A 21,947-nucleotide genomic window follows, 5' to 3' on the forward strand; every position below is an offset into this window, starting at 1 on the left:
ATAGCACGAAATGACGCAAATCGCTTGTGCCATTCTTTTTTTCCTGTTGGAAATGTGCTATAATTTTCAAGACAAAGAAATGAGGATAATATGAACCCATTATTAAACGGAATGAATGACAAACAGGCAGAGGCTGTGCAGACAACGCAAGGACCGCTCTTGATTATGGCTGGGGCTGGCTCTGGTAAGACCAGGGTATTGACCCATCGTATCGCTTATTTGATTGATGAGGTCGGTGTAGCACCTTGGAACATTCTCGCCATCACCTTTACCAATAAGGCCGCACGCGAGATGAAAGAGCGTGCTATGGCCCTCAATCCAGCGACAGCGGATACCTTGATTGCCACTTTTCACGCCATGTGCGTGAGAATCTTGCGCCGTGAGGGAGACAAAATCGGCTATGGTCACAACTTTACCATCGTTGATCCTGGTGAGCAGCGGACGCTGATGAAGCGTATCCTCAAACAGCTCAATCTGGATCCGAAAAAATGGAATGAACGCGCGATTTTAGGTACCATTTCCAATGCTAAAAATGATTTACTGGATGACAAGGCCTACGAGATGCAGGCTGGCGATATCTACACACAAATGGTCGCCAAGTGCTACAAGCTCTATCAGGCTGAACTGCGCCGCAGCGAGGCTATGGACTTTGATGACCTGATTATGGTGACCCTGCGCCTCTTTGACGAACAACCTGAGGTGCTCAGCTATTACCAAAACCGTTACCAGTATATCCACGTGGACGAGTATCAGGACACCAACCATGCTCAGTACCAGCTGGTTAAGCTCTTGGCCTCTCGTTTTCGCAACATCTGTGTGGTCGGAGACGCAGATCAGTCCATCTACGGCTGGCGGGGTGCGGATATGCAGAATATCCTAGATTTTGAAAAGGACTATCCTGAGGCTAAGGTGGTGCTCCTGGAGGAGAACTACCGCTCAACCAAGACCATCTTGCAGGCAGCTAACGAGGTCATCAAAAATAATCGCAATCGCAGGGACAAGAAACTCTGGACGCAAAATGATGACGGCGGCAAGTTGGTTTATTATCGGGCGCGTGATGAGCATGAGGAAGCAATTTTTGTCGCTAGCCAGATTGATCAAGCTGTCAGACAGGACGGCAGGTCTTTCAAGGATATGGCTGTGCTCTATCGGACGAATGCCCAGTCTCGTACCATTGAGGAAGCCCTGTTAAAGGCCGATATTCCCTACACCATGGTCGGCGGCACCAAATTCTACAACCGTAAGGAAATACGAGACCTCATCGCCTACCTTAATGTCATTGCTAACCCGGCCGACAACATGAGCTTTGAACGGATTGTCAACGAACCCAAGCGTGGTGTGGGGCCAGGCACGCTGGACAAGATCCGCGATTTTGCCTATCCAGCTGGCCTATCCTTGCTGGAGGGGGCTAGTCAGGTTATGCTGTCTGGCATCAAGGGCAAGGCCGCTCAAGCTCTCTTTGAGCTGGGTAATCTCTTGCTCAACCTCCGTGACCGATTAGACAATTATAGTTTGACTGAGTTAGTGGAGACCGTTCTTGACAAGACAGGTTACCTGTCCGCCCTTGAGTTACAAAATACGCTGGAGAGTCAGGCAAGGGTAGAAAATATCCGAGAATTTCTCTCGGTGACTAAGAACTTTGACGACAAGGAAGAAACGACAGAAGAGATAGGGCTTGATAAACTCAGTCGCTTTCTCAATGACTTGGCCCTGATTGCAGACACCGATGATGGCGACAGTCAGAGCGCTGAGGTGACCCTCATGACCCTTCATGCGGCCAAGGGACTGGAGTTTCCGCTGGTCTTTCTTATCGGCATGGAGGAGGGCGTCTTTCCGCTCAGTCGTGCGACTGAAAACCCTGAGGAGCTGGAGGAGGAGCGCCGTCTAGCTTATGTCGGCATCACTCGAGCTGAGACTCAGCTTTACTTGACCAACGCCAACGCCCGCACCCTCTTTGGTAAGCTGGGCTACAACCGTCCTAGTCGCTTCCTTAACGAGATTTCAGCGGATCTGCTGGATTATCAGGGACTGGCACGTCCAGCCCACACGTCTTTTATTGCCTCTTCTGCAAATGGCGGAGCAACCCAGTTTGGTCAAGGGATGAGTTTATCTCAAGCCTTGCAAGCTCGCAAAGCTCAGGCTCGCCCAGCCACCTTCGGACAGCCTGTTCGACCAAGTGTCGGTCAGCCAGACACCAACGCAACTGATTGGCAGGTGGGAGATATTGCCATTCACCGCAAATGGGGGCAAGGTCTAGTGCTTGAAGTCACGGGCACAGGCAGCAACCAAGAACTCAAAATCAAGTTCCCAGAAATCGGTCTCAAAAAACTGCTCGCCAGCCTAGCACCGATTGAGAAGAAAAACTAATCTCATAAAGAAAAAACCGAGACAGGTTCGCAGGGCTGACTGGCAGTTATGCGAATCTATCTCAGTTTTTTTGTAGAGTACATCCTTACTAATCAGCTATTTTCCTAAAAAATAACTACAGCCAAGTCTTGGCTAGTTCAGGATAATAGGTGCGTAGAGGTGCAATTTTTTTGAGGAGGAAGTGACCAGCTAGACCAACGACAAATCCTGAGAGGATACCTGAAAAAGCTAGGATAGGGAGGTAGTTCAGCGGGGCAAAAGATCGCGCTAAGATTGAGAAGACCAGGAGTTGCCCAAGATTATGAAGTATCCCACCTAAAGTAGAAATCCCGATTAGGCTGACCCGTCTTGGTCCTAGCTGTTTGCTAGCCAGCATACCCAGGTAGCTGAGTAGGGTTCCGGCCAAGGCATAAAGAAAGCTAGAAAAGCCCCCAGCCAGAAGAGTAGAGACACCTAGCCTCAGGCTGATTACCTTAAAACTGTCTTTGGGACTGAGACTAAAAATGGCGATTAAGCTAATCAGGTTACCTAGACCTAGCTTGGCTCCAGGTGCAAAGGCAAAGGGAGCTGGGATAGTCCGCTCAACTAGACTGATAATCACTGCCTGTGCTGCCAACATGGTGATAAACATGGTTTTGTTAATAGATTTGGTCACGTCAGTCCTTTCTAAAACTATTATTACTTAAAATTATTCTTACTTTAATACTAACTCTTTTGAGTCAAATAGGCAAGTGAGGATTGTTGTGGAAGTTGAGCGTATATTGAAAGTGAGATAAAAAAAGCCCATTATTATTCTCTAAAACTCCTATTATTAGGCTTGGTCGAAATATTTCCCTTGCTCTTTCTTGAGAACCTGCTATAATAGAACTTATCAATAGTTAGAGAGGATTTTTCCCAATGAAACGGATTGTTATTGTTGGTGCTGGCTATGCTGGTGTTTCAGCTGCTCGCCATTTAGCAAAGACCTTTAAGAAAAATCAAGATATCAGCATCACCTTGATTGACAAGAATCCCTTTATGACCTATATGACTGAGCTTCATGAAGTAGCAGCTGGTCGGGTGGAACCTGATGCGGTCAAGCATGATCTACAACGAATTTTCAAAAAGTACTCCAAAGTTGATCTAGTGACCGACAAGGTGACCAAGGTTGACTATGATAAGAAGGCAGTTCTTGCTGAGCACGGCACTTTTTCTTATGACTACCTGCTCTTAGCTATGGGGGGTGAAGCCAATGACTTCGGCACACCTGGTGTTAAAGAGAATGGTTTTACCCTCTGGTCTATCGAAGCAGCGGAAGCCCTGCATGCCCAAATCATTGATGCCTGCTACCGCGCAAGCCGTGAACATGACGAATCCAAACGCCGTGCCCTCTTGACCTTCACTGTTATTGGGGGAGGCTTTACAGGGATTGAGATGATTGGTGAGCTGATTGATTGGGTACCAATCTTGGCTAAACAGTTCCGTTTGGACGAAAAAGAATTTTCTCTCAAATTGGTTGAAGCCACACCAAACATCTTGGCTATGGTGACTGAGGTGGAGCGTGAGAAGGCGACCAAGTACCTGACGAAAAGAGGTGTTGAATTGATTTTGGCAGATGGGGTAACGTCTGTTGACAATCATCAGCTCAATCTGGCGTCAGGTCGTTCCATCCCAACTTATACATCAATTTGGACAGCTGGTGTTCAGGCCAATTCAGATACTGAAAACTTCAACATCAGTAAAGGTCGTGCTGGACGTCTCATGGCTAACCAATGCATGGAAGCCTTGGACAAGGAAAATGTTTATGTGGCTGGTGACTTGGTCTACTATGAAGATGCCAGTCAGGAAGGGCGACCAGTACCTCAGATTGTTCAAGCAGCTGAGCAAACTGGGCATACCGCAGCTAGCAACATTGCAGCAGCCATTACCGGAGGGGAAAAACACACTTTCGAAGGCAAGTACGATGGTTTCATGGTCTCTATCGGTGCCAAATATGCCGTGGCTTACCTCAATGACAAGTACCACCTGTCAGGCTTTATGGCGACCCTGGTCAAGCATCTGGTCAACCTAGTTTACTTCTTCAGTATCAGCTCCCTCTACAACATGGTGACCTATACCCGTCACGAGTTCTTTGATGTCAAAAACCGTCGTAACGTCTTTGGTGGCCATTTGTCCAGCAAAGGCAATCGTCTCTGGCTAGTGCCTTTGCGGGTCTTCTACGGTAGTGTCTGGCTTTTTGAAGGCTTGAAAAAAGCTTTTGGTCTCTTCGGCACAACCTCGTGGTTGGGAGACAAGGTGGTCTTTCCATTTCCTTGGTTGCAAGAGACAGTTTCAGGTGCTTCTCAGGCAGTGGAGGCAACAACCAGTGCCTCAATGGCAGCAGCAGAAGTGGCTGAGCCAGTCTTTAGCCTGAGCTACACTTACGGCGAAACCCCGATGACGGTCTTTGAACAAATGCCAGATTGGTTTGCGTCCATTATGGAATTTATGATGCCTAATCAAGAAGTAGCTCTTCTCATGCAAAAATTCATGGTCTTCGTTGAGATTGCCATCGGTTTGGCTCTGATTGCTGGTCTCTTTGTTTGGTTGATTTCTGCAATAACCGCTGGTATGGTGGCTATGTTCAGCCTGTCGGGCATGTTCTATTGGGTAAACATCTGGTTTATTCCAGTTGCTATCGCCCTCATGGGTGGCGCTGGTCAAGCCTTTGGTCTGGACTACTGGGTAATGCCTTGGCTAGGTAACCAGCTAGATCGCCTCCTATACGGTAAAGAACGCCACATTTATGGGCAGAAGAAATAGTTTATGGATTACCTTTGGGAAATAGCAGAGCAATGCGTTTTCTCAACCAGAATAAGGATAAAAAGAAAATGTAAAAAGGTTAGGACAAGGTTCCTGACCTTCTTAGGTTCGCGGTTAATGAAATAAGACACAGGGGGAAGAATTGGCAAGTTATTCTTATCTTTTCACCCCGAGTAATCGAGCAAGGGGTGAAAAGATGAAATACTATCTCTGGCCCCTCACTCCCTCTGCAAGCGACAAGAGACGAAAGGAGAGGTTATTATGGTTCACCCGATTTGGGATGATTTTCCTCAGGTTCAGGCTGGGCTGATTAAGGTTCGTCAGATTATGCTGGATGAATCTAAGGGTTTGCCTGGTCTGATTGGACAGGAAGTAGCACGTTATATCACCGCTCCTGGTAAATACCTGAGGTCTGGTCTAATCCTCCTGGTCGCCTTGGAGTTGGATGGCGAGTTAAGGGAAGGGCGTTACTACTTGGCTGCTGCTTTAGAACTCTTTCACTTGGCCACCCTGGTGCACGATGATGTGATTGATGGGGCCAGTTACAGAAGAGGCATTGAAGCCCTGCATCAGGTAACTTCTAATCGCTTAGCCATTTACACAGGAGATTACCTCTTAACTAAGGCGGGACATTTGGCAACCAAGGGATTACAACTGCTTGGTCTGAAAGAATCACCAGACGGTCTTAAAGATCGGCTGATTGATGGGGTTTTAGTTGGTGAAATCCGTCAACTCCTCAATCACTACAATCTCCAAATTACCTTCAAAGACTACCTCAAACAAATCCAAGGTAAAACAGCTCTGCTATTTTCCTTAGCCTGTCAAGGTGGTAGTCTGAGAGTGGGAAGTAGTCCTCGTGAGCTCCAGTTAGCCCATCAGGCAGGACGGGCTCTGGGGATGGCCTTTCAGCTAGCGGACGACCTCTTAGATTATGAGCAGGCTTTAGGTCAGTCAGGTAAACCTCGGTTTCAGGACGTGCAAAACGGTATTTATACGGCTCCAATCCTCTATGCCTTTGTTGGTTATCCTGATTTTAAGGGCTGGATAAATGAGCGACAAAAACACGGTTGGTCAGAGGAAGATTTGCAGATTTTGATGGATAAACTGGCAACCAGTCAGGCTCTGGAAAAAACGAGAAGGTTAAAAATAGCTTATTTGGCTAAGGCTGAACGAGCTTTCAAGGAATTGGGGATATCCTCACAGTCTTTGGCAAAATTGTCGAAAAAAATTTGACAATTTTATCACGATATGGTAACATTAAGTAGTAAAAAAACAAATAGAAAAGGGAACATACATGTCTAAAAAATGGTTTTTAAACAGTGCTCTTGTTTTGGCTGCTAGCTTGACGCTGGCTGCTTGTGGTGCTAAGAAAGAAGAAACTGCCGCTACATCTTCAGAAGCAAGCTCATCAGTGGTAGCTTCAAGCTCAGCAGAAGCAACATCAGGTGCAACTAACGGCACTCTTGTTGATGGGACTTACACAGCAGAAGGTGCTGAAGCAGATGAGCACGGTTGGAAAATCACTCACACGATTGTTGTTAAAGACGCTAAAGTAGTTGAGTCTAAATTCGACTACATCAACGCTGAAGGTCAACTTAAAAGTGAGAGTGCTGAGTATAACACCAACATGAAAGATAAAGTTGGCGTTTCTCATGCAGAAGCTATCGAGAAACTTAACGCTGGCGTTGTTGCAACACCAGGTCTTGAGAACATCGAAGTAGTTTCAGGTGCAACAACCATCTCTAACGACTTCAAAAAATCAATTGCTGAGTTGATTGCAGCTGCTAAAGAAGGCAAAACTGAGACTATCATCATCAAATAATTGTCAAGAAAGTCCTCATTTGAGGGCTTTTCGCCTATCAAAGAAAGGATCTTATGAAACGCTTTTTTGTCCTTGTAGGTCTGGTTTTGACCCTCTTGACCGCCTGCCAGACCAAAAACACTGACGGTCTGACCGTCACCAAAACACCCCTGACCCGAACCGAGTCCCTCCTTCACACCGTCGTCACCCTTAGCATCTACCACGAAGGTCTAGAGGAGGTTATGGAGGAAGCTTTGGCTGAAATAGCAGAGCTTGAAAGCCTACTCTCCACTAATTTAGAAACGTCCGACATTTACAAGATTAATCAGGCTGCAGGTAAAGAGGCTATTAAGGTGGATTCGCGCACCTTTAGCCTGATAGAAGAAGCTATTGAGGTCTCTAAGACCAGCCAAGGTCGTTTTGACATCTCTATCGGGGCTATCAGTCAGCTCTGGCGAATTGGGTCAACTGAGGCCAGAAAACCATCGGATGAAGAAATTACTGAAGGGCTAAATCATATCGACTATCGAAAAATTGAATTAGACAAGACCAACCAGACCGTAAAAATTCCAGCAGGCATGATTTTGGAGCTGGGAGCCATTTCTAAAGGCTTCATTGCTGACCAGATTAGAAATCTTTTTGTCAAGAAAGGCATCACAACAGCCGTCATCAATCTAGGAGGTAACGTCATTGTTATGGGTAGCTCTCCCAACAATCCTGACGGCTGGAAGATCGGTGTTCAAGACCCTGACGAAATCCGTGGAGCAACGGTTGGCAGTGTGCTTCAGACCGACAGCTCTATTGTGACTTCTGGCATTTACGAGCGGTATCTGGAAGTGGATGAGGTTCGATATCACCATATCCTTAATCCTAAAACGGGCTACCCGATTGACAACAGTATCTCCGGCGTAACGGTCTTTACCAAGTCATCTACCCAGGCTGATGCTCTCTCTACGAGTCTCTTTGTCATGGGCTTAGAGGAAGGACTTGCCCATATCAACCAACTGGACGATGCGGAAGCTGTTTTCGTTGACAAGGACCACGGAGTTCATGTTAGTGATGGTCTGAAAAACACCTTTGAATTAAGCAACGAGGAGTATCACCTTGCCAACTAAAACCAAATTAACCCTACCAATTTTTTTAGAGTTTGTGGAACTTAAGACCAAAGTGGCTAGTATTTTCCCACTGATCATGGGCTTGCTCTGGTACCGTTACTGGTACGGTCAGCTGGATTGGCTCAATACCTTTTTGTTTAGCCTAGCGGTCTTGACTTTTGATTTGACGACCACTGCCATCAACAATACGATGGACTATAAGAAGGCTAAGGACATACTCTATAAAACAGAAGATAATATCATTGGGCGACATCGGCTCGATTATAATCGAATGGTCCAAATTATCTTTGGTCTTTTAGGCTTAGCAACTGCCTTATCTCTGGTCTTGGTCTGGCAGACGGACTGGTTGCTCCTGCCTATGGGTATGGTTTGCTTTTTGATTGGGATTTTCTATACCTTTGGTCCTCTGCCCCTGTCTCGCCTGCCTCTGGGAGAAGCTTTTTCTGGAGTGACCATGGGTTTTGGCATCTTCTTTTTGGCCAATTATGTCCAGTACCCAACCTACTTTGTCCGCAGTGGCTGGGTGGATGGTTTCTTCAGCTTGCAAGTCAATGTCAGGCCTCTCGTTGAGCTAGCCTTAATCAGCTTGCCTCTGGTGGCCTTGATTGCCAATATCATGCTTGCCAACAATATCTGCGACTATGAACAGGATGTGCGCAATCACCGTTACACCTTGGTGCATTACTTGACCCCGGACCGCTCAGTCAAGCTCTATCAAATGTTGTCCGCTCTGCCTTGGGTGAGTTTTCTTTTAGCTGTTCTGCTAAGGCTGTTACCTTGGTGGAGCTTGCTTATCTGCTTAGCTATTCCCTTGCACCTGAGCAGTATCAAACGTTTTTCAGCCAATCAGGTCAAACGGGAGACTTTTATAGAGAGCATAAAGAGTTTTGTGCTTTGGAGCGGGCTCTATGTGCTGGTCTTGCTGATTGCTGGACTGTTTCGTTAAGAAGAAAAAGCCCTAGTTTGGGCTTTTTTGCTATCGCGGTAAAATAAGCTCATCCTCGCTAGCCTGACCTTGGATTTCGATGAGAAATTGGTGGGGCAGGCAGACCAGAACTTGTCCAGCCTGGCTAATCCATCCAGTCCGAACAGCAATCTGATCAGGACTGTTGTCTTCCTTGACCCGAATCCGCCCGCTGTCGATTTCGACAATATTATACTGACCAGGATTTGGGGTATAGGTGATGGTCTGATTGGTGCTGTCAGCAGTCAGGTCGAACTGGTCAACAATTTCACCCTTAATTTTGACAACAGCAACCAGGTTAGCTGGTTGCGGGTGTTGGGCTTTCCAGAGAGTAATAAACCAAGGCGATAGGCTGATTAGCAGGGTTACCCCAATTAAAAGATAGTCATAAGGTTTGAAATGTTTAAGAATGCTTTTCATTTCTTTATTTTACCAAAAAGCCAGGCAAAGGTCACGATAGAAGAGAGTGGAGATAGCTTATTTTATAACAGTTCTCATATTTGAGAAATGGTTTACAAGACTCGTTCCTATCCGTTATAATATAAGCATTAGAAAGAGGTTACAATGAAGAATATTTTGCGTTATTCCCTATTGGCAGTAGCTACCCTTAGCCTTGCAGCTTGTGCTCAAAACAGCCCGACGGCAACATCTCCCTCGTCTGGTCAGACGGTTGTCCTAAATAATCAAGACCAGTTAAATCAGATTACTAAGGACTATCAGGCTTTTGTTGAACAGCAAATCGACCAGCTGCTGACGGATACCGAAAAATGGGCGGAGCTCTTAAAAGCGGGCAAACTTGAAGAAGCTAAAGCGCAGTATCCCATTATCAGGATGGCTTATGAACGGAGCGAACCGATTGCAGAGAGTTTCGGTGAGCTGGATGTTCGAATTGATTTCCGTTTGGTAGACTATGTCGATGAGAATAACACGGAGGAGGGCTGGTCTGGTTTTCACCGTATCGAACGCATTCTCTGGGAAAATAACACGACCGAGGGAACGGTCGAATACGCTGACCAGTTGGTCAAAGACATCAAGGAACTCCGTGCCAAGGTATCAACAGTTGATGTGACTCCAGACATGATGACTACGGGAGCGGTTGATTTGCTCAACGAAGTTGCCACAAGCAAGATAACCGGTGAAGAAGAAATCTACTCGCATACCGATCTGTACGACTTCCGCGCCAATATCGAGGGAGCAGAAAAGATTTTTGACCTCTTCCGTCTGCTCTTACAAGAAAAGAATTCTGACCTTGTTAAAGAGTTGGAGGCTCGATTTGCAGATGTACATGCGCTACTTGACAGCCACATGACGGATGGTACCAACTACAAATCCTATACTGACTTGACCAAGGAAGACACACGTGCCTTGTCAGAAGCGGTCACGAAGTTAGGTGAACCCCTATCTCAAATGGGGATTGTCATTGAATAGGAGACATCGATGACTCAAGATGATAAAAAAACAAGATTTTTCGACAAAAAACTGAGTAGACGAGATTTTCTCAAGCAGGCTAGTTTAGCAGGTGCTGGAGCACTGGTCGGTTCATCAGTCGTCGGAGGTCTCTTGACCAAGCAGGTTCAATCAGTTAAAAACGAGTTGGTCGGTCAGGATAGTTTTGCCTTTTACGGCCGTCATCAGGCCGGTATCGTCAGCCCAGTGCAGAAAAACATCTACCTTGTGGTACTCGATTTGGCGACAAAAGATAGAAATCAGTTGCGTCAGGTCTTTAAGGACTGGACGGTCTATGCTGAGAACCTCATTGATGGTAAGGCTGTCGAAGACGAACCAGATAACATTCACTTACCGCCAAAAGATACTGGAGAAACCGTCGGGCTAAATCCTTATCGCTTAACCTTGACCTTTGGCATTAGCAGACGTTTTCTGGAAAAATTAGGCTGGACCCATAAAATTCCTAGTGTTTTCAAAGAGTTTCCGCCCTTTCCTGGTGAGCAGCTAGAGGAACGTTATACAGGTGGCGACATCATGATTCAGGCCTGTGCAGATGATGAGCAAGTCGCCTTTCATGCTGTTCGCAATCTAATCAGGAAAGCCAGAGGTTCAGTCACCATGAAATGGAGTCAGTCTGGGTTTACAGCCATCGGCAACGGTAAGGAAACACCACGTAACCTTTTTGGATTTAAAGACGGAACTGCCAACCCAACAAAACCTAAAGCCCAGCAGGATATTATCTGGTACGATGGTAAGGACTGGCTGGCAGATGGGACATTTATGGCGATTCGAAAAATCCGCATGCATTTAGAAACATGGGACAGAACCAGTTTGAATGAGCAGGAAAATACCTTCGGTCGTCATAAGATTAGCGGAGCACCCTTGGGAGAAACTGATGAATTTGCCACAGTCGATATTGAGAAAACAGATGCTCAAGGAAATCCTGTCATTCCTGTTGATTCTCATGTTCATCTGGCTAAGAAAACCGGTCTGGAGCTTTATCGTCGTTCTTATAGCTATTCTGACGGGATTAACGAGACAACAGGGCAATTTGAGTCTGGTCTGCTCTTTATCTCCTTTCAAAAGGACCCTGACCAATTTGTCAAAATCCAGACCATGATGGGGGCCAGTGATAAGCTTAATGAATACATCACTCATATTGGTTCTGGGCTATTTGCTTGCTTTGCTGGTGTCAAAAAAGGAGGCTATCTTGGTCAAGACTTATTTGAATAGACTTGTGTTGCTGATAATAGCGGCATTTGCCTTGTTTGTCAGCCCAGTTCATGCCCAGTCTTACAGTGAATTTTTTATCAAAATCTCCGATGCCAAAACAGCTCTACAAAATCATCAAGCAGACAAAGCTCTCACAGAGCTAGAAAATTTCCAGCAAGCATTTGTTGCTTTAGAAGAGAGCAAGTCTAAAGCAGGTCAGGAAGTTTTAGTTGCAGTAGCCGATAGCTTATCTGATAAAACCATCACAGAAGCTGAACTCACTAATCTATCCAAACAGTTGCTGCAGTTTGAACAGGAACAAAATCCTGTCGATTACGAGACCGAACTTGAAAAATTTGAGAACAAGGTTTTTCCAGCTCTTGAGCGCCTGCGCCAAACCATCAGCGGTGTAGAGGATAGAGAGGAGTTAAAAACAGCCTTTTTAGCCTTTAATAGTGTTTGGACACGTCATGAGGCTCGGGTTCGCCCAACCATTAAGCATTATGGGCGTATCGAAACAGCTTTATCCTTTTTGCGAGCAGCTATCGAGACCGACCCTTTAGACAAAACACTCATCATTAGCCAGTTAAATGAGCTAGAAACGGCGCTTAAGGCATTTGTTTCAGGAGAAGACGTAGCTGCCATTTCCACGATTTCTAGTCTCAGTCAAGGCATTGCCACCCTAGAAGCAGCAGTAAAAGCTTCTAACGAGGGAAACTTGAGCAAGGGACAACAACAGTTGCGTGAATTTATTCTTGCCTGGCCGAGCTTTGAAAGTGCCGTCAGCACAAGGAATGCCAGTTTGTACCGTCAGGTAGAAAGCCAGATACCGATTATCATGGCAAAGTTTTCTGAAAAAGATTCGCAGCAAGACCTGCGTGACTTAATCAGTCAGTTAAAAACCATTGATACGACAGCGGCTTATACACCTTTTGATAGCATGTTGATTTTGCTACGTGAAGGAGTTGAAGCTCTGCTCATTGTTTTGAGTTTAGTGGGTGTCTTACGCTCAGTCGGGCAAAAGAAAGGCTTACGCTGGGTATATGGCGGAGCAGTAGCAGGACTAGTAGCGAGCGCAGTGACAGCTTGGTTGCTCCATCAGCTCTTTCCAACTTTTACCTCAGGTGCTAACCGTGAAATTTTAGAAGGATTTATTGGTATTTTTGCGGTTGTGATGATGCTGACCATCGGCATGTGGTTACATCGTAAATCTCAAGCTACTGCCTGGCAAGCTTATATGACAAAACAACTGTCCCTTGTCATGTCAACAGGATCTTTCTTTTCCATGTTTCTTCTATCATTTTTAGCTGTTTTTCGTGAAGGAGCTGAGGCCATTTTGTTTTATGCAGGCATGTTGCCTCACATTTCCCTGCCTGATTTTTTGGTTGGTATTGGACTAGCCCTAGCCTGCTTACTCGTTTTGACCGTCATTTTCTTGAATTCTGCCAAACGATTGCCGATTAACCGTCTCTTTTATGTTTTGGGGTGGTTGATTTATGGGCTAGCCTTTAAGATGTTAGGTGTCAGCATTCACACCTTACAGTTGACCAATCAGGTTTCGAGCCATCACATCACTTGGCTGCCAAGTATTGACTGGTTGGGCATTTATCCGAGCTGGGAAGTTGTCCTACTGCAGATAATCCTTATTCTGGCGGTCGCTGTTAGCCTGTTTGTTATAAAAAGTAGGGAAGCATGACCCATAAAGAAGAAAGTATCTTAGAGCATTTGACCGAACTTAGGAAAAGGCTCATCATTGTCTTATTGACCTTTGTCGGATTTTTTATCCTAAGTCTGTACTGGTCACCTGAACTGTATCGTTTTATCACCAGTCCCCTGAAACAAAAATTGCTGGTTCTTGGTCCGAATGATATTTTATGGATTTATGTTCGGTTGGCGAGCTTGATGAGCTTCAGCCTGATATTGCCATTCATCACTTATCAGATTTGGGCTTATGTTCGTCCCGCGCTAAAACCTAGTGAAGCAAGAGGGGTACTGACCTATATTCCAGCTGTTTTTGCCTGTTTTATCACAGGCTTAGCATTTGGTTTTTATCTGGTTACACCGTCTTTATTTCGGGTCTTACTATCATTGGGAGATGATTTATTTATCACCCAGATAACAGCACAAAATTACCTGTCTTTCGTTTGGCACACCACCCTGCCGTTAGCTATTTTGTTTGAATTTCCAGTTATTATCGCCTTTTTGACACGTCTAGGTCTTGTTAATGCTCGCTTCCTAAGAAGCTATCGTAGGCAGGCTTATTTTGCCATGATTTGTTTGGCAGTGATGTTAACACCAGCAGATGTGATTAGTGACCTGATCATGAGTTTACCCTTGCTATTGATTTATGAAATTGGTATCATAGTAAGTAGAAGTGTAGAAAAGAAACGAGGATAATAATGGGATTGTTAAGAGATATTGGTGCACCAGGTGTTTTGGTTATTGTGATTGCAGCTCTGATTATCTTTGGACCGCAAAAACTACCAGAACTAGGCGCTTCCATCGGTAAAATGATTACCGAATTCAAAAAAGCTGTATCAGCCAATGAGGATGAGAATCAGGAGAACAAGTGATGTATCAGACATACGTCAAAGGGGAACAGCTATTTCAAGTGAAATCAACAGGTTATGGGGAGCCAATCACCACATTTGCAACAACTGAACAAGGAGAGACCCCTGTCAGTTTGGTTGTCGTTGCCCTAGCCTCTTGTGTCAGCATGTGTGTCCAAGGCTACTTTGCACGACGACACGGAAACGAGGATTTTCCAGTTGAGGTTTCTGCAAGCTATAGTGAGGCAACATTTGATATACAGGTTGCCCTATCAGAGCCAATACAGCCTGACCTTGAACTTGAGTTAGAAGCTTACATCGCCGATAAATGTCGGGTTAAGCAGTTATTGCACCCCGACCTTGTTATCAATATCGTATTCACAAGAAGTTAACCGTAAAAAAACACCGACTTTCCGAGTTGGTGTTTTACATAATTATAAATATGTAACATTATAGCTTGTTTAGGGCATCTTTTTGCTCATCATTGACAATATGGGTATAAAGGTCTGTGACTTGGGTATTGGCATGCCCGAGCTGGTGACTGACAAGGACCTGAGACTTGGTGGCATCGTAGAGGCGAGTGGCTAGCGTATGGCGGAGTTTGTGAGGAGTGACACGGATTTTGAAGTCAGCGGAGTACTTTGCCACCATTTTTTCAATAGAAGAAGCGTCGATACGATTAGCTTTACCGCGGTATTCAGACAAGAAAAAGGCAACATCCGTTTTTTCTGATCGGTAGCGTTGCTTGCGAATAGCGACATAGGCTTCCAGATACGGTTTGGCAAAATTTGCCACATTAACAGCATCGCGCTTGCCACCTTTTCGCGTCACGTCGATGATCATCATCTTGAGATTGACATCCTTGAGGTCGAGGTTGACCGCTTCGGATAATCGCACGCCAGACGCCAATAGCAGAGCTAAAATCGCTAAGTCCCGCTCCTTGTTTTTTCGGAAAGAAGAAGCAGCACGATTGGAGAGTTTGTGCTCGTACTCGGTGTTCACATAGTCGAGAAAGGCAGTCGTTTCATCACCTAAAAAGAGTTTTTGCTTGATGTTTTCCGCACGAGAGGCTAGAGTCTCTCTTTTTTTCTGGGTGGAGACTTTTTTCATGACATTGCGATAAAAATAAGGCTCTCCTTGTTCGTTTTCGACCTCTTCCGTCAGGTATTTATAAAGACTTGAAAGAGCTGACAGGGTACGGTTAATGGTCGTTTGCGAGACTCCCTGTTGGGTGGTATTAGCATTGAGCAGAGGACGCTCTCGTAGGTAGAGGATAAAGGCTTCGACCTCTTTTTTGGTTAAATGTTCCAGTGTATCCAAGGGGATATCTGCCAGCCGCTGAGCGCTGACCAAGTCTGTATCTTGCAACCATTCAAAAAATCGACGGTATTCCTTTAGATACTCGTACAGGGTCGTGAAACTATAAGGAACAGCGAGCTTGGACTGGTAATAATCCAAGACATACCAGGGCATCATTCCTTTTAATTCCTCAATTTTCTCCAATAACAACTCACGTCGCATAAATCACCTATACTATATCTTTCTATATAAGTAGTATAGCATAGAAAGATATATTTTTCAAGAAAATTATAGTTTTTCGGAAAGATGTAAGGTGAAAATTAGAGTAGGATGCGCTGACAATCTCAAGTATGAATTGTTTGCTCATCTCAACTCTGTCTAGTTAATTGCTGTCTGTGTTTAAAAATGGTGCGTAGCCCTGATGTAATTTTTCCAAAAGTTTCATTTTTTCCGCTGGAGTGGCAAAGCTGGCCTCTAAAGCATATTCATTAAACCTTAAAAAATCTGTTATAGATACCCCAAAATAATCAGCAAATAATTGGTATTCTTTTGTTAAATTGGTGTCAGAAACTGTTCGGTTATCGGTGTTTATCGTTATTCGTACGCCTTTATCGTAGAAAATATGGTAAGGATATTCACTTAATTCAGAAATTGCTTTTGTTTGAAGATTGCTTGTTAAGCATAATTCAGCAGTTGCTTCTTTCGCAACAAAATCATCAAGAATCTCTGCTGATAAGGATAGGGCTGTCGCATGACCAAACCGCTTAATGCCTAGTTTCAGACCTTGTGCAATATTGTTAGCGCACCCGCATTCTCCAGCATGGAGGGTAAAAGGCAACCCTAGTGCCTGAGTATCTGTGATGATTTTTTCTAAAACACCAGTCGGAAAATCAGCCTCATTTCCAGCAAAGTCAAAACCAACTAGGCCTCGTGTCGCAAGACGGCTAACTTCCTTAAACATGCGATAAGTTTCATCAAGATTTGACTGCCTCATCCCACAAGCCAAGGCTTTGACAACAATACCAAAATCATCTTGAGCCTGTTCAAAGCCATCTAAAACCGCTTCGACGACTTCTATGGCAGTCAGCCCCTTAGCGGTGGATAGGGTTGGTGCGAAACGAATTTCGGCATAAATGACACCTTCTTTAGCGGCTTGCTGAGCCACATCATAGGCAGCAAACCTCAGTGCTTTTTTAGTCTGTAACAAAGGAAGAATAGTATCAAAAGTCCTTAGATAATCATTAAGGCTACTAATATCTGAAGGAGCTGTGACAAGTGTTTTTAACTCCTCATCGCTTTCTGGAAGACTGATATCGGCCCAATGGGCTAGTTGACGAATAGCTGAGAATGATAGGGAACCATCCAGATGGCAATGTAGCTCGGCTTTAGGTAGTTGTTGAATATCCATCTATAATACACCTTTTTCATTCGGATTTTATCAATTATAACTGATAAAAAAATAAAAGTCAACTATTTTATTAATTAAAAAGTGCATGATTAAAAAACACCTTTTGTTTCTGTCAGTCGCAGATCAAAAGGTGTGAGTTTGATTATCTTATTTACGTTTCTTCTTAGCTTTTTTCATCTTATTCACTTGACGTTTCATGGCAGACTTCATGGCAAATTCACCAATTTTCCCTTTGAGACCGCCGCCAAACATATCTGACATAGATGGCATAGCACCGCCCCCCATCATATCGCTGAGGGAAGACATATCCATACCACCAAAATCAGGCAGACCCCCCCCCATATTTGGGAGGTTTTTCGGCAGATTGTTGGGATTGATACCCATCTTCTTCATCATTTGAGTCATATCCCCATTCATCATCCCCTGCATCATGACCTTAGCTTGGTTAAAATCTTTGATAAACTTGTTGACATCAACAAAGCTATTGCCTGAACCGCTAGCAATACGGCGACGACGGCTCGGTGTCAGTAAGTCTGGATTTTCCCGTTCTTCAGGGGTCATGGATGAGACAATGGCGCGTTTTCTAGCGATTTCGCGCTGGTCAACTTTGAGATTAGCAAGTGCCGGGTTACCAGCCATGCCTGGTAGCATTTTAAGTAGGTCTTCCATTGGGCCCATGCTTTGTACCTGATCCAGCTGATCGATGAAATCATTAAAATCAAAGGTATTTTCCCGCATTTTTTCAGCCAATTCTAACGATTTTTTCTCATCATATTCGGCTGAAGCCTTCTCTATCAAGGTTAAGAGGTCACCCATCCCTAAGATACGACTGGACATGCGGTCTGGGTGGAAGGTTTCTATGTCAGTAATTTTTTCACCGATACCAGTGAACTTAATCGGCTTACCAGTAATGTGGCGGATAGACAAGGCGGCACCACCGCGAGTATCACCATCAATTTTGGTTAAAATGACCCCTGTGATGTCTAACTGGTCGTTAAATTCACGAGCAACATTGGCGGCTTCTTGACCAATCATGCTGTCGACAACCAGCAAAATCTCATTTGGCTGAGCTAGTGCCTTGACATCACGTAGCTCCTCCATAAGCTTCTCATCAATCTGCAACCGACCTGCCGTATCGATGAGGACGTAGTCATTGCGATTTATCTGCGCCTGCTTGAGACCTTCTGCTACGATTTGAACCGCAGGGACCTCTGTCCCCATATCAAAAACAGGGACATTGATTTGCTGACCTAAGGTTTTAAGTTGGTCAATGGCAGCTGGACGATAAATATCCGCTGCAATCATCAGTGGGCGAGCATTTTCTTCTTTGATGAGCTTGTTTGCGAGCTTGCCTGCAAATGTTGTTTTACCAGCCCCCTGCAAACCAACCATCATGATAATCGTTGGGATTTTTGGCGATTTGTTAAGACCAGCTGTTTCAGAACCTAAAATGGTTGTCAGCTCTTCGTTGACAATTTTAACAATTTGCTGACTGGGATTGAGCGTGTCGATGACTTCGTGACCAATGGCTCGCTCACGAACTTTTTTGATAAAGTCCTTAACGACAGGAAGAGCAACGTCAGCTTCTAAGAGAGCCAGACGAATTTCCTTGGTGACTTCTTGAACATCTTTTTCATTCAGCTTTTTCTTACCACGCAGGTTTTTGAAAACGCCCTGCAAGCGTTCGGTTAAACTTTCAAATGCCATAAAATATTACATAAAATAAATTATGTAAACCTCCTTTTGTCTATGTTTTGATGTAAATTTGATTTTTACATAAATAAAGTTACGTAAAAATCATTCACGGTTATCGATACTGCTGAGGATGGCTAGTCGCTCTTGTAGGAACCCCTCCTCTGGATAGCGCTCTGCTATTTCTTCAAAAATCTGGGAACGAACGATGTAATCAGAGTACATATGGAGCTTCATCTCATAATCTTCTAAGATTTTCTCTGTCCGCTTGATATTGTCATAAACAGCCTGCCGACTAACTTGAAACTCCTCTGCAATCTCTGCTAAACTATAATCATCGGCATAGTAAAGCTCGATATAGTTCATCTGCTTATCTGTTAAGAGCGCTGCATAGAACTCAAACAAGGCGTTCATTCGGTTGGTTTTTTCAATTTCCATAGGTTTATTATAGCAGATTTTCCCTTGTTTTAATAGCATTTTCTATTAGGAAATACTATGTTTTTGCGTAATTATAATTATGTAAAAAGAGTTGGAAAGTATACCAACTCTAACCTTATCATGTAAACCGTAGTTAATTCTCATTTTTTTCTGCTTGTTTAGCTTCTTCTGCCTCTTTTTTGATTTTTTCAGTCATGAGTTTGGTGACTTTGCTGATTGAAACGATTTTGACAATAGAAAAAGCTACTAAAACAATAATAATAATTAGCTCAATGGACATGTTGCCTACCTTTCTAATTGCCATTATAACCTTTTCATAAACTAAAGGCAAGTCTAATGACATTTTTAAGAAAATAACGTATAATAAGGCTATCACTAAAGGAGAATCGTATGAAAACTGATCATTTACGAAAAAGTAACAACGTCGAAGACCGACGTGGGCAATCGGGTTCATTGCCAGGCGGGAACTATGGAAGACAAGGTGGCATGTCTGGTGGTAACATTTTACTACCACTATTATTTTCACGCATGGGCTGGAAGGGTAAATTACTTCTTCTCTTGCTTTTACTGGTCTTTGCTGGGGGAGGAATGGGGAATCTTCTGGGCGGAGATACTGGCTACTCTTCCTACCAATCAACTCAAGTTGGGACGCCAGCCAGTGATGTGACTGATGACGAAGCTGAATTTGTTAGTAAGGTTCTGGCATCGACAGAGGACTTTTGGACAGAAGAATTCCGTCGCCATGGTCAGACCTATAATGCGCCGAAGTTGGTCTTCTATACCGGACAAACACATACAGCTTGTGGAGTCGGACAGGCATCTTCTGGACCTTTTTACTGTTCAGCTGATCGAACTGTCTATTTAGATATTTCTTTCTATCATGAATTAACGACCAAATACCGTGCCAAGGGTGATTTTGCGATGGCCTATGTCATTGCACATGAAGTCGGTCATCATGTTCAGAATGAGTCAGGGATCATGAATCAATACGCACGTTCACGTCAAGGGATGTCTGAAAAACAAGCTAATGAGCTAACTGTTCGTTTAGAACTGCAGGCTGATTATTATGCAGGCGCTTGGGCAAAATATGTTGATGGTCTAGGTTATCTTGATGTCGGCGATATTGAAGAAGCGATGGCTGCTGCTCATGCAGTTGGAGATGATACCTTGCAAAAAGAAGCTTACGGGCGAGTGGTGCCTGATAGTTTCACACATGGGACATCTGAGCAGCGTAAACGCTGGTTTGACCGTGGCTACCAGTATGGTGATATTGAACATGGTGACACCTTTAACGCTGTAACATTATAATCGAAAAAATCCATTCTGAATAAGTTCAGAATGGATTTTTAATTGTTCTGACAGCTAGGACAAATCCCGTAGAGGAGAAACTGTTCCTTGCTGATTTTATAGCCAGTCGCCGATTGGGCAGTCTGTTTGAAAATCGAAACATCTGCATCCATGATATCCGCAATTTTGCCGCAAGACTCACACACAACATGCAAGTGCTCGTGACCTAAAAAGTCAAAATAAGTCGTGTTATCGTTAGAAAGTTTGAGTTCAGAGACAAATCCCGCTTCCACTAATACCCTCAAGTTATTATAAACGGTAGCCAGGCTCATTCCAGGAATCATAGGGAGTAGGTCTTGATAAATTTGCTCAGCACTAGGGTGATGCGCTGTGGCAATCATATAACGGGTGACAGCTTTTCGCGTTTCTGTAATCCGTATCTGCTTGCTCTTAAGGTGTTCAATAACATGATCATAGGCATTTTCCTGATCCGGTTTTAACAATGGTTGCTCTAGCATCAGCTCCTCCTTTTCAACTACTTCTTCTATTATAACAGATTTTATAGTTCAGGTGCCGAATTTGGCTCATTTTTGAGCAAGATTCCTTCATAATGCTGATAAAAATCCAACTTCACTTGAATAAAGTGTTGCATATCATTGAGTAACTGAAAGAGCAAGGCTCGATTTTCAAATGCTAATCGTGTCTGAGGCAGTTCTCGTTTGCGGAAAGAGGTCAAGAAAGCATCAATATCCTTGAGCAGTTGATAACCCGAATTTTTTTCACTAATTTGTTGGGCTGTTTCTGAAAATAGCTGAGCTAAAATAATGCTCTCTGGAGATGATTCCTTGAGTCCGTTGATGAGCTTTGCCATTCGTTTTAGAATAGTTGCTTGCATCCGTCTCATTTCAAAATAATGGACATCATAATTGGTTTGATGGAAGATTTGGTTATGACGTTCTTGATAAACTAGATCCAGGGCAGTTTCTAAAAGCTGTTCAAGCTCGATGACAAGCAAGCCTTCGTTAATACCGTTGCCTGACAGGAGAAAAGACTCGAATCGTCGCATAATCACTCGCAACTGCTCCTCAACCTGCTGACGGTATTGGGCGATAGCTGTTGCTTTTGAGGGCATGTAGAGATTAACTACTAAAGCAAGCCCAGTCCCGATGCCAAACAAAGCCAATTCATTTAACAAAAGCTGGAACATTACTTGCCCTTCTTGAAAAAGATGAAGAACAAGGACAGTACTTGGCGCAATCCCTTTGTCAAGTTTCCAATAAAATGCCGAGGGCAAATAGAGCACCAGAAAAGAAGTTAAGCTAAGTTGTGAGAAACCTAGTATCGAAAAAACAAAACTAGCTAGAAACAGACCCAACAAATTCGCCAGCAATCGCTCCTTTGCGACAAGTAAAGAGGTACGTCTCGTATCTAACACACTAAGTAAAGCGATAACACCAGCTGAATTAGCGTACAGCAAACCAAATTGATGAGCTAAATAGATCGCAAAACTAGTAGCAAGGACAAGCTTTATTGATTTTTGAACAATTGACATATCAGACCTACTTAATCAAATCAGAAGTGCAAAAAG

22 protein-coding genes are annotated in these 21,947 nt (G+C 44.1%); 13 read left to right on the forward strand and 9 right to left on the reverse strand.

Annotation, left to right across the window (positions count from 1 at the left end; translation table 11 throughout):
• Positions 1-90: 90 nt before the first annotated feature.
• Complete coding sequence (gene pcrA / locus ACERC7_RS03010; RefSeq protein ID WP_373666092.1) at positions 91-2,367, forward strand: DNA helicase PcrA; 2,277 nt, start codon at positions 91-93, stop codon at positions 2,365-2,367.
• A gap of 115 nt (positions 2,368-2,482) precedes the next feature.
• Here the strand turns inward: pcrA and ACERC7_RS03015 are convergent, their stop codons facing one another.
• Positions 2,483-2,998 (reverse strand): Gx transporter family protein, encoded by a 516-nt coding sequence (locus ACERC7_RS03015; RefSeq protein ID WP_373658477.1) that lies wholly within the window; start codon positions 2,996-2,998, stop codon positions 2,483-2,485.
• Between the two features lie 266 nt (positions 2,999-3,264).
• Between ACERC7_RS03015 and ACERC7_RS03020 the strand changes: the two genes are divergently transcribed.
• The 5 genes from ACERC7_RS03020 to ACERC7_RS03040 all read left to right on the forward strand — a co-directional run bounded on the left by ACERC7_RS03020 (position 3,265) and on the right by ACERC7_RS03040 (position 9,010).
• Positions 3,265-5,148 (forward strand): FAD-dependent oxidoreductase, encoded by a 1,884-nt coding sequence (locus ACERC7_RS03020; protein WP_373666093.1) that lies wholly within the window; start codon positions 3,265-3,267, stop codon positions 5,146-5,148.
• 261 nt (positions 5,149-5,409) lie between these two features.
• Entirely contained in the window at positions 5,410-6,381 is a 972-nt protein-coding gene (locus ACERC7_RS03025) for a polyprenyl synthetase family protein (protein ID WP_373658444.1), read from the forward strand.
• A gap of 61 nt (positions 6,382-6,442) precedes the next feature.
• A complete protein-coding gene (locus ACERC7_RS03030; RefSeq protein ID WP_373658443.1) occupies positions 6,443-6,970 on the forward strand; it encodes an FMN-binding protein in 528 nt (175 codons plus the stop codon).
• A gap of 53 nt (positions 6,971-7,023) precedes the next feature.
• On the forward strand, positions 7,024-8,064 hold the full coding sequence (locus ACERC7_RS03035) for an FAD:protein FMN transferase (protein ID WP_373666094.1): 1,041 nt from the start codon (positions 7,024-7,026) through the stop codon (positions 8,062-8,064).
• The gene (locus ACERC7_RS03040) at positions 8,054-9,010 is read left to right on the forward strand and encodes a 1,4-dihydroxy-2-naphthoate polyprenyltransferase (RefSeq protein WP_373658441.1); all 957 of its coding nucleotides are present in this window, start codon (positions 8,054-8,056) and stop codon (positions 9,008-9,010) included. The genes ACERC7_RS03035 and ACERC7_RS03040 overlap by 11 nt, the downstream gene beginning before the upstream one ends.
• Before the next feature lie 30 nt (positions 9,011-9,040).
• On the opposite strand, the gene ACERC7_RS03045 is transcribed toward ACERC7_RS03040, so the two are convergent.
• Positions 9,041-9,448, reverse strand: a complete 408-nt coding sequence (locus ACERC7_RS03045) for a NusG domain II-containing protein (RefSeq protein WP_373658440.1) — start codon at positions 9,446-9,448, stop codon at positions 9,041-9,043.
• A 144-nt stretch (positions 9,449-9,592) separates the two neighbouring features.
• Here ACERC7_RS03045 and efeO point away from each other — a divergent pair, with 144 nt between their 5' ends.
• Genes efeO through ACERC7_RS03075 form a run of 6 tightly spaced genes read left to right on the forward strand, consistent with a single transcriptional unit; the run spans position 9,593 to position 14,627 of the window.
• Positions 9,593-10,456 carry an iron uptake system protein EfeO gene (gene efeO / locus ACERC7_RS03050; RefSeq protein ID WP_373666095.1) on the forward strand — a complete coding sequence of 288 codons (864 nt, stop codon included), beginning with the start codon at positions 9,593-9,595 and terminating at the stop codon, positions 10,454-10,456.
• 9 nt (positions 10,457-10,465) lie between these two features.
• Positions 10,466-11,707, forward strand: a complete 1,242-nt coding sequence (efeB, locus tag ACERC7_RS03055; RefSeq protein ID WP_373666096.1) for an iron uptake transporter deferrochelatase/peroxidase subunit — start codon at positions 10,466-10,468, stop codon at positions 11,705-11,707.
• Entirely contained in the window at positions 11,685-13,382 is a 1,698-nt protein-coding gene (locus ACERC7_RS03060) for an FTR1 family protein (protein WP_373666097.1), read from the forward strand. The genes efeB and ACERC7_RS03060 overlap by 23 nt, the downstream gene beginning before the upstream one ends.
• A complete protein-coding gene (tatC, locus tag ACERC7_RS03065; protein WP_373666098.1) occupies positions 13,379-14,083 on the forward strand; it encodes a twin-arginine translocase subunit TatC in 705 nt (234 codons plus the stop codon). The genes ACERC7_RS03060 and tatC overlap by 4 nt, the downstream gene beginning before the upstream one ends.
• Positions 14,084-14,085: 2 nt before the next feature.
• Positions 14,086-14,259, forward strand: coding sequence for a twin-arginine translocase TatA/TatE family subunit (locus tag ACERC7_RS03070; RefSeq protein WP_373666099.1), 174 nt, complete (start codon positions 14,086-14,088; stop codon positions 14,257-14,259).
• Positions 14,259-14,627 carry an OsmC family protein gene (locus tag ACERC7_RS03075; RefSeq protein WP_373658434.1) on the forward strand — a complete coding sequence of 123 codons (369 nt, stop codon included), beginning with the start codon at positions 14,259-14,261 and terminating at the stop codon, positions 14,625-14,627. The genes ACERC7_RS03070 and ACERC7_RS03075 overlap by 1 nt, the downstream gene beginning before the upstream one ends.
• Before the next feature lie 58 nt (positions 14,628-14,685).
• On the opposite strand, the gene xerS is transcribed toward ACERC7_RS03075, so the two are convergent.
• The 5 genes from xerS to ACERC7_RS03100 form a co-directional block, all read right to left on the reverse strand.
• A complete protein-coding gene (gene xerS / locus ACERC7_RS03080; RefSeq protein ID WP_373666100.1) occupies positions 14,686-15,756 on the reverse strand; it encodes a tyrosine recombinase XerS in 1,071 nt (356 codons plus the stop codon).
• A 160-nt stretch (positions 15,757-15,916) separates the two neighbouring features.
• Positions 15,917-16,942 carry an adenosine deaminase gene (add, locus tag ACERC7_RS03085; protein ID WP_373666101.1) on the reverse strand — a complete coding sequence of 342 codons (1,026 nt, stop codon included), beginning with the start codon at positions 16,940-16,942 and terminating at the stop codon, positions 15,917-15,919.
• Positions 16,943-17,089: 147 nt separating this feature from the next.
• Positions 17,090-18,649, reverse strand: coding sequence for a signal recognition particle protein (ffh, locus tag ACERC7_RS03090; protein ID WP_373666102.1), 1,560 nt, complete (start codon positions 18,647-18,649; stop codon positions 17,090-17,092).
• A 90-nt stretch (positions 18,650-18,739) separates the two neighbouring features.
• A complete protein-coding gene (locus ACERC7_RS03095) occupies positions 18,740-19,072 on the reverse strand; it encodes a putative DNA-binding protein (protein ID WP_373659845.1) in 333 nt (110 codons plus the stop codon).
• Between the two features lie 133 nt (positions 19,073-19,205).
• Positions 19,206-19,415, reverse strand: coding sequence for a hypothetical protein (locus tag ACERC7_RS03100; RefSeq protein ID WP_373658429.1), 210 nt, complete (start codon positions 19,413-19,415; stop codon positions 19,206-19,208).
• 47 nt (positions 19,416-19,462) lie between these two features.
• On the opposite strand from ACERC7_RS03100, the gene ACERC7_RS03105 reads away from it, so the two are divergent.
• Complete coding sequence (locus ACERC7_RS03105; protein WP_373666103.1) at positions 19,463-20,380, forward strand: neutral zinc metallopeptidase; 918 nt, start codon at positions 19,463-19,465, stop codon at positions 20,378-20,380.
• A 38-nt stretch (positions 20,381-20,418) separates the two neighbouring features.
• Here the strand turns inward: ACERC7_RS03105 and ACERC7_RS03110 are convergent, their stop codons facing one another.
• The gene (locus ACERC7_RS03110) at positions 20,419-20,877 is read right to left on the reverse strand and encodes a Fur family transcriptional regulator (protein WP_373666104.1); all 459 of its coding nucleotides are present in this window, start codon (positions 20,875-20,877) and stop codon (positions 20,419-20,421) included.
• A gap of 41 nt (positions 20,878-20,918) precedes the next feature.
• Positions 20,919-21,911: an aromatic acid exporter family protein gene (locus ACERC7_RS03115; protein WP_373666105.1), complete on the reverse strand. Its 993-nt coding sequence runs from the start codon at positions 21,909-21,911 to the stop codon at positions 20,919-20,921.
• Positions 21,912-21,947: the final 36 nt, after the last annotated feature.

The sequence above is a fragment of the Streptococcus sp. E17BB genome, assembly GCF_041807725.1.
GTDB lineage: Bacteria > Bacillota > Bacilli > Lactobacillales > Streptococcaceae > Streptococcus > Streptococcus entericus.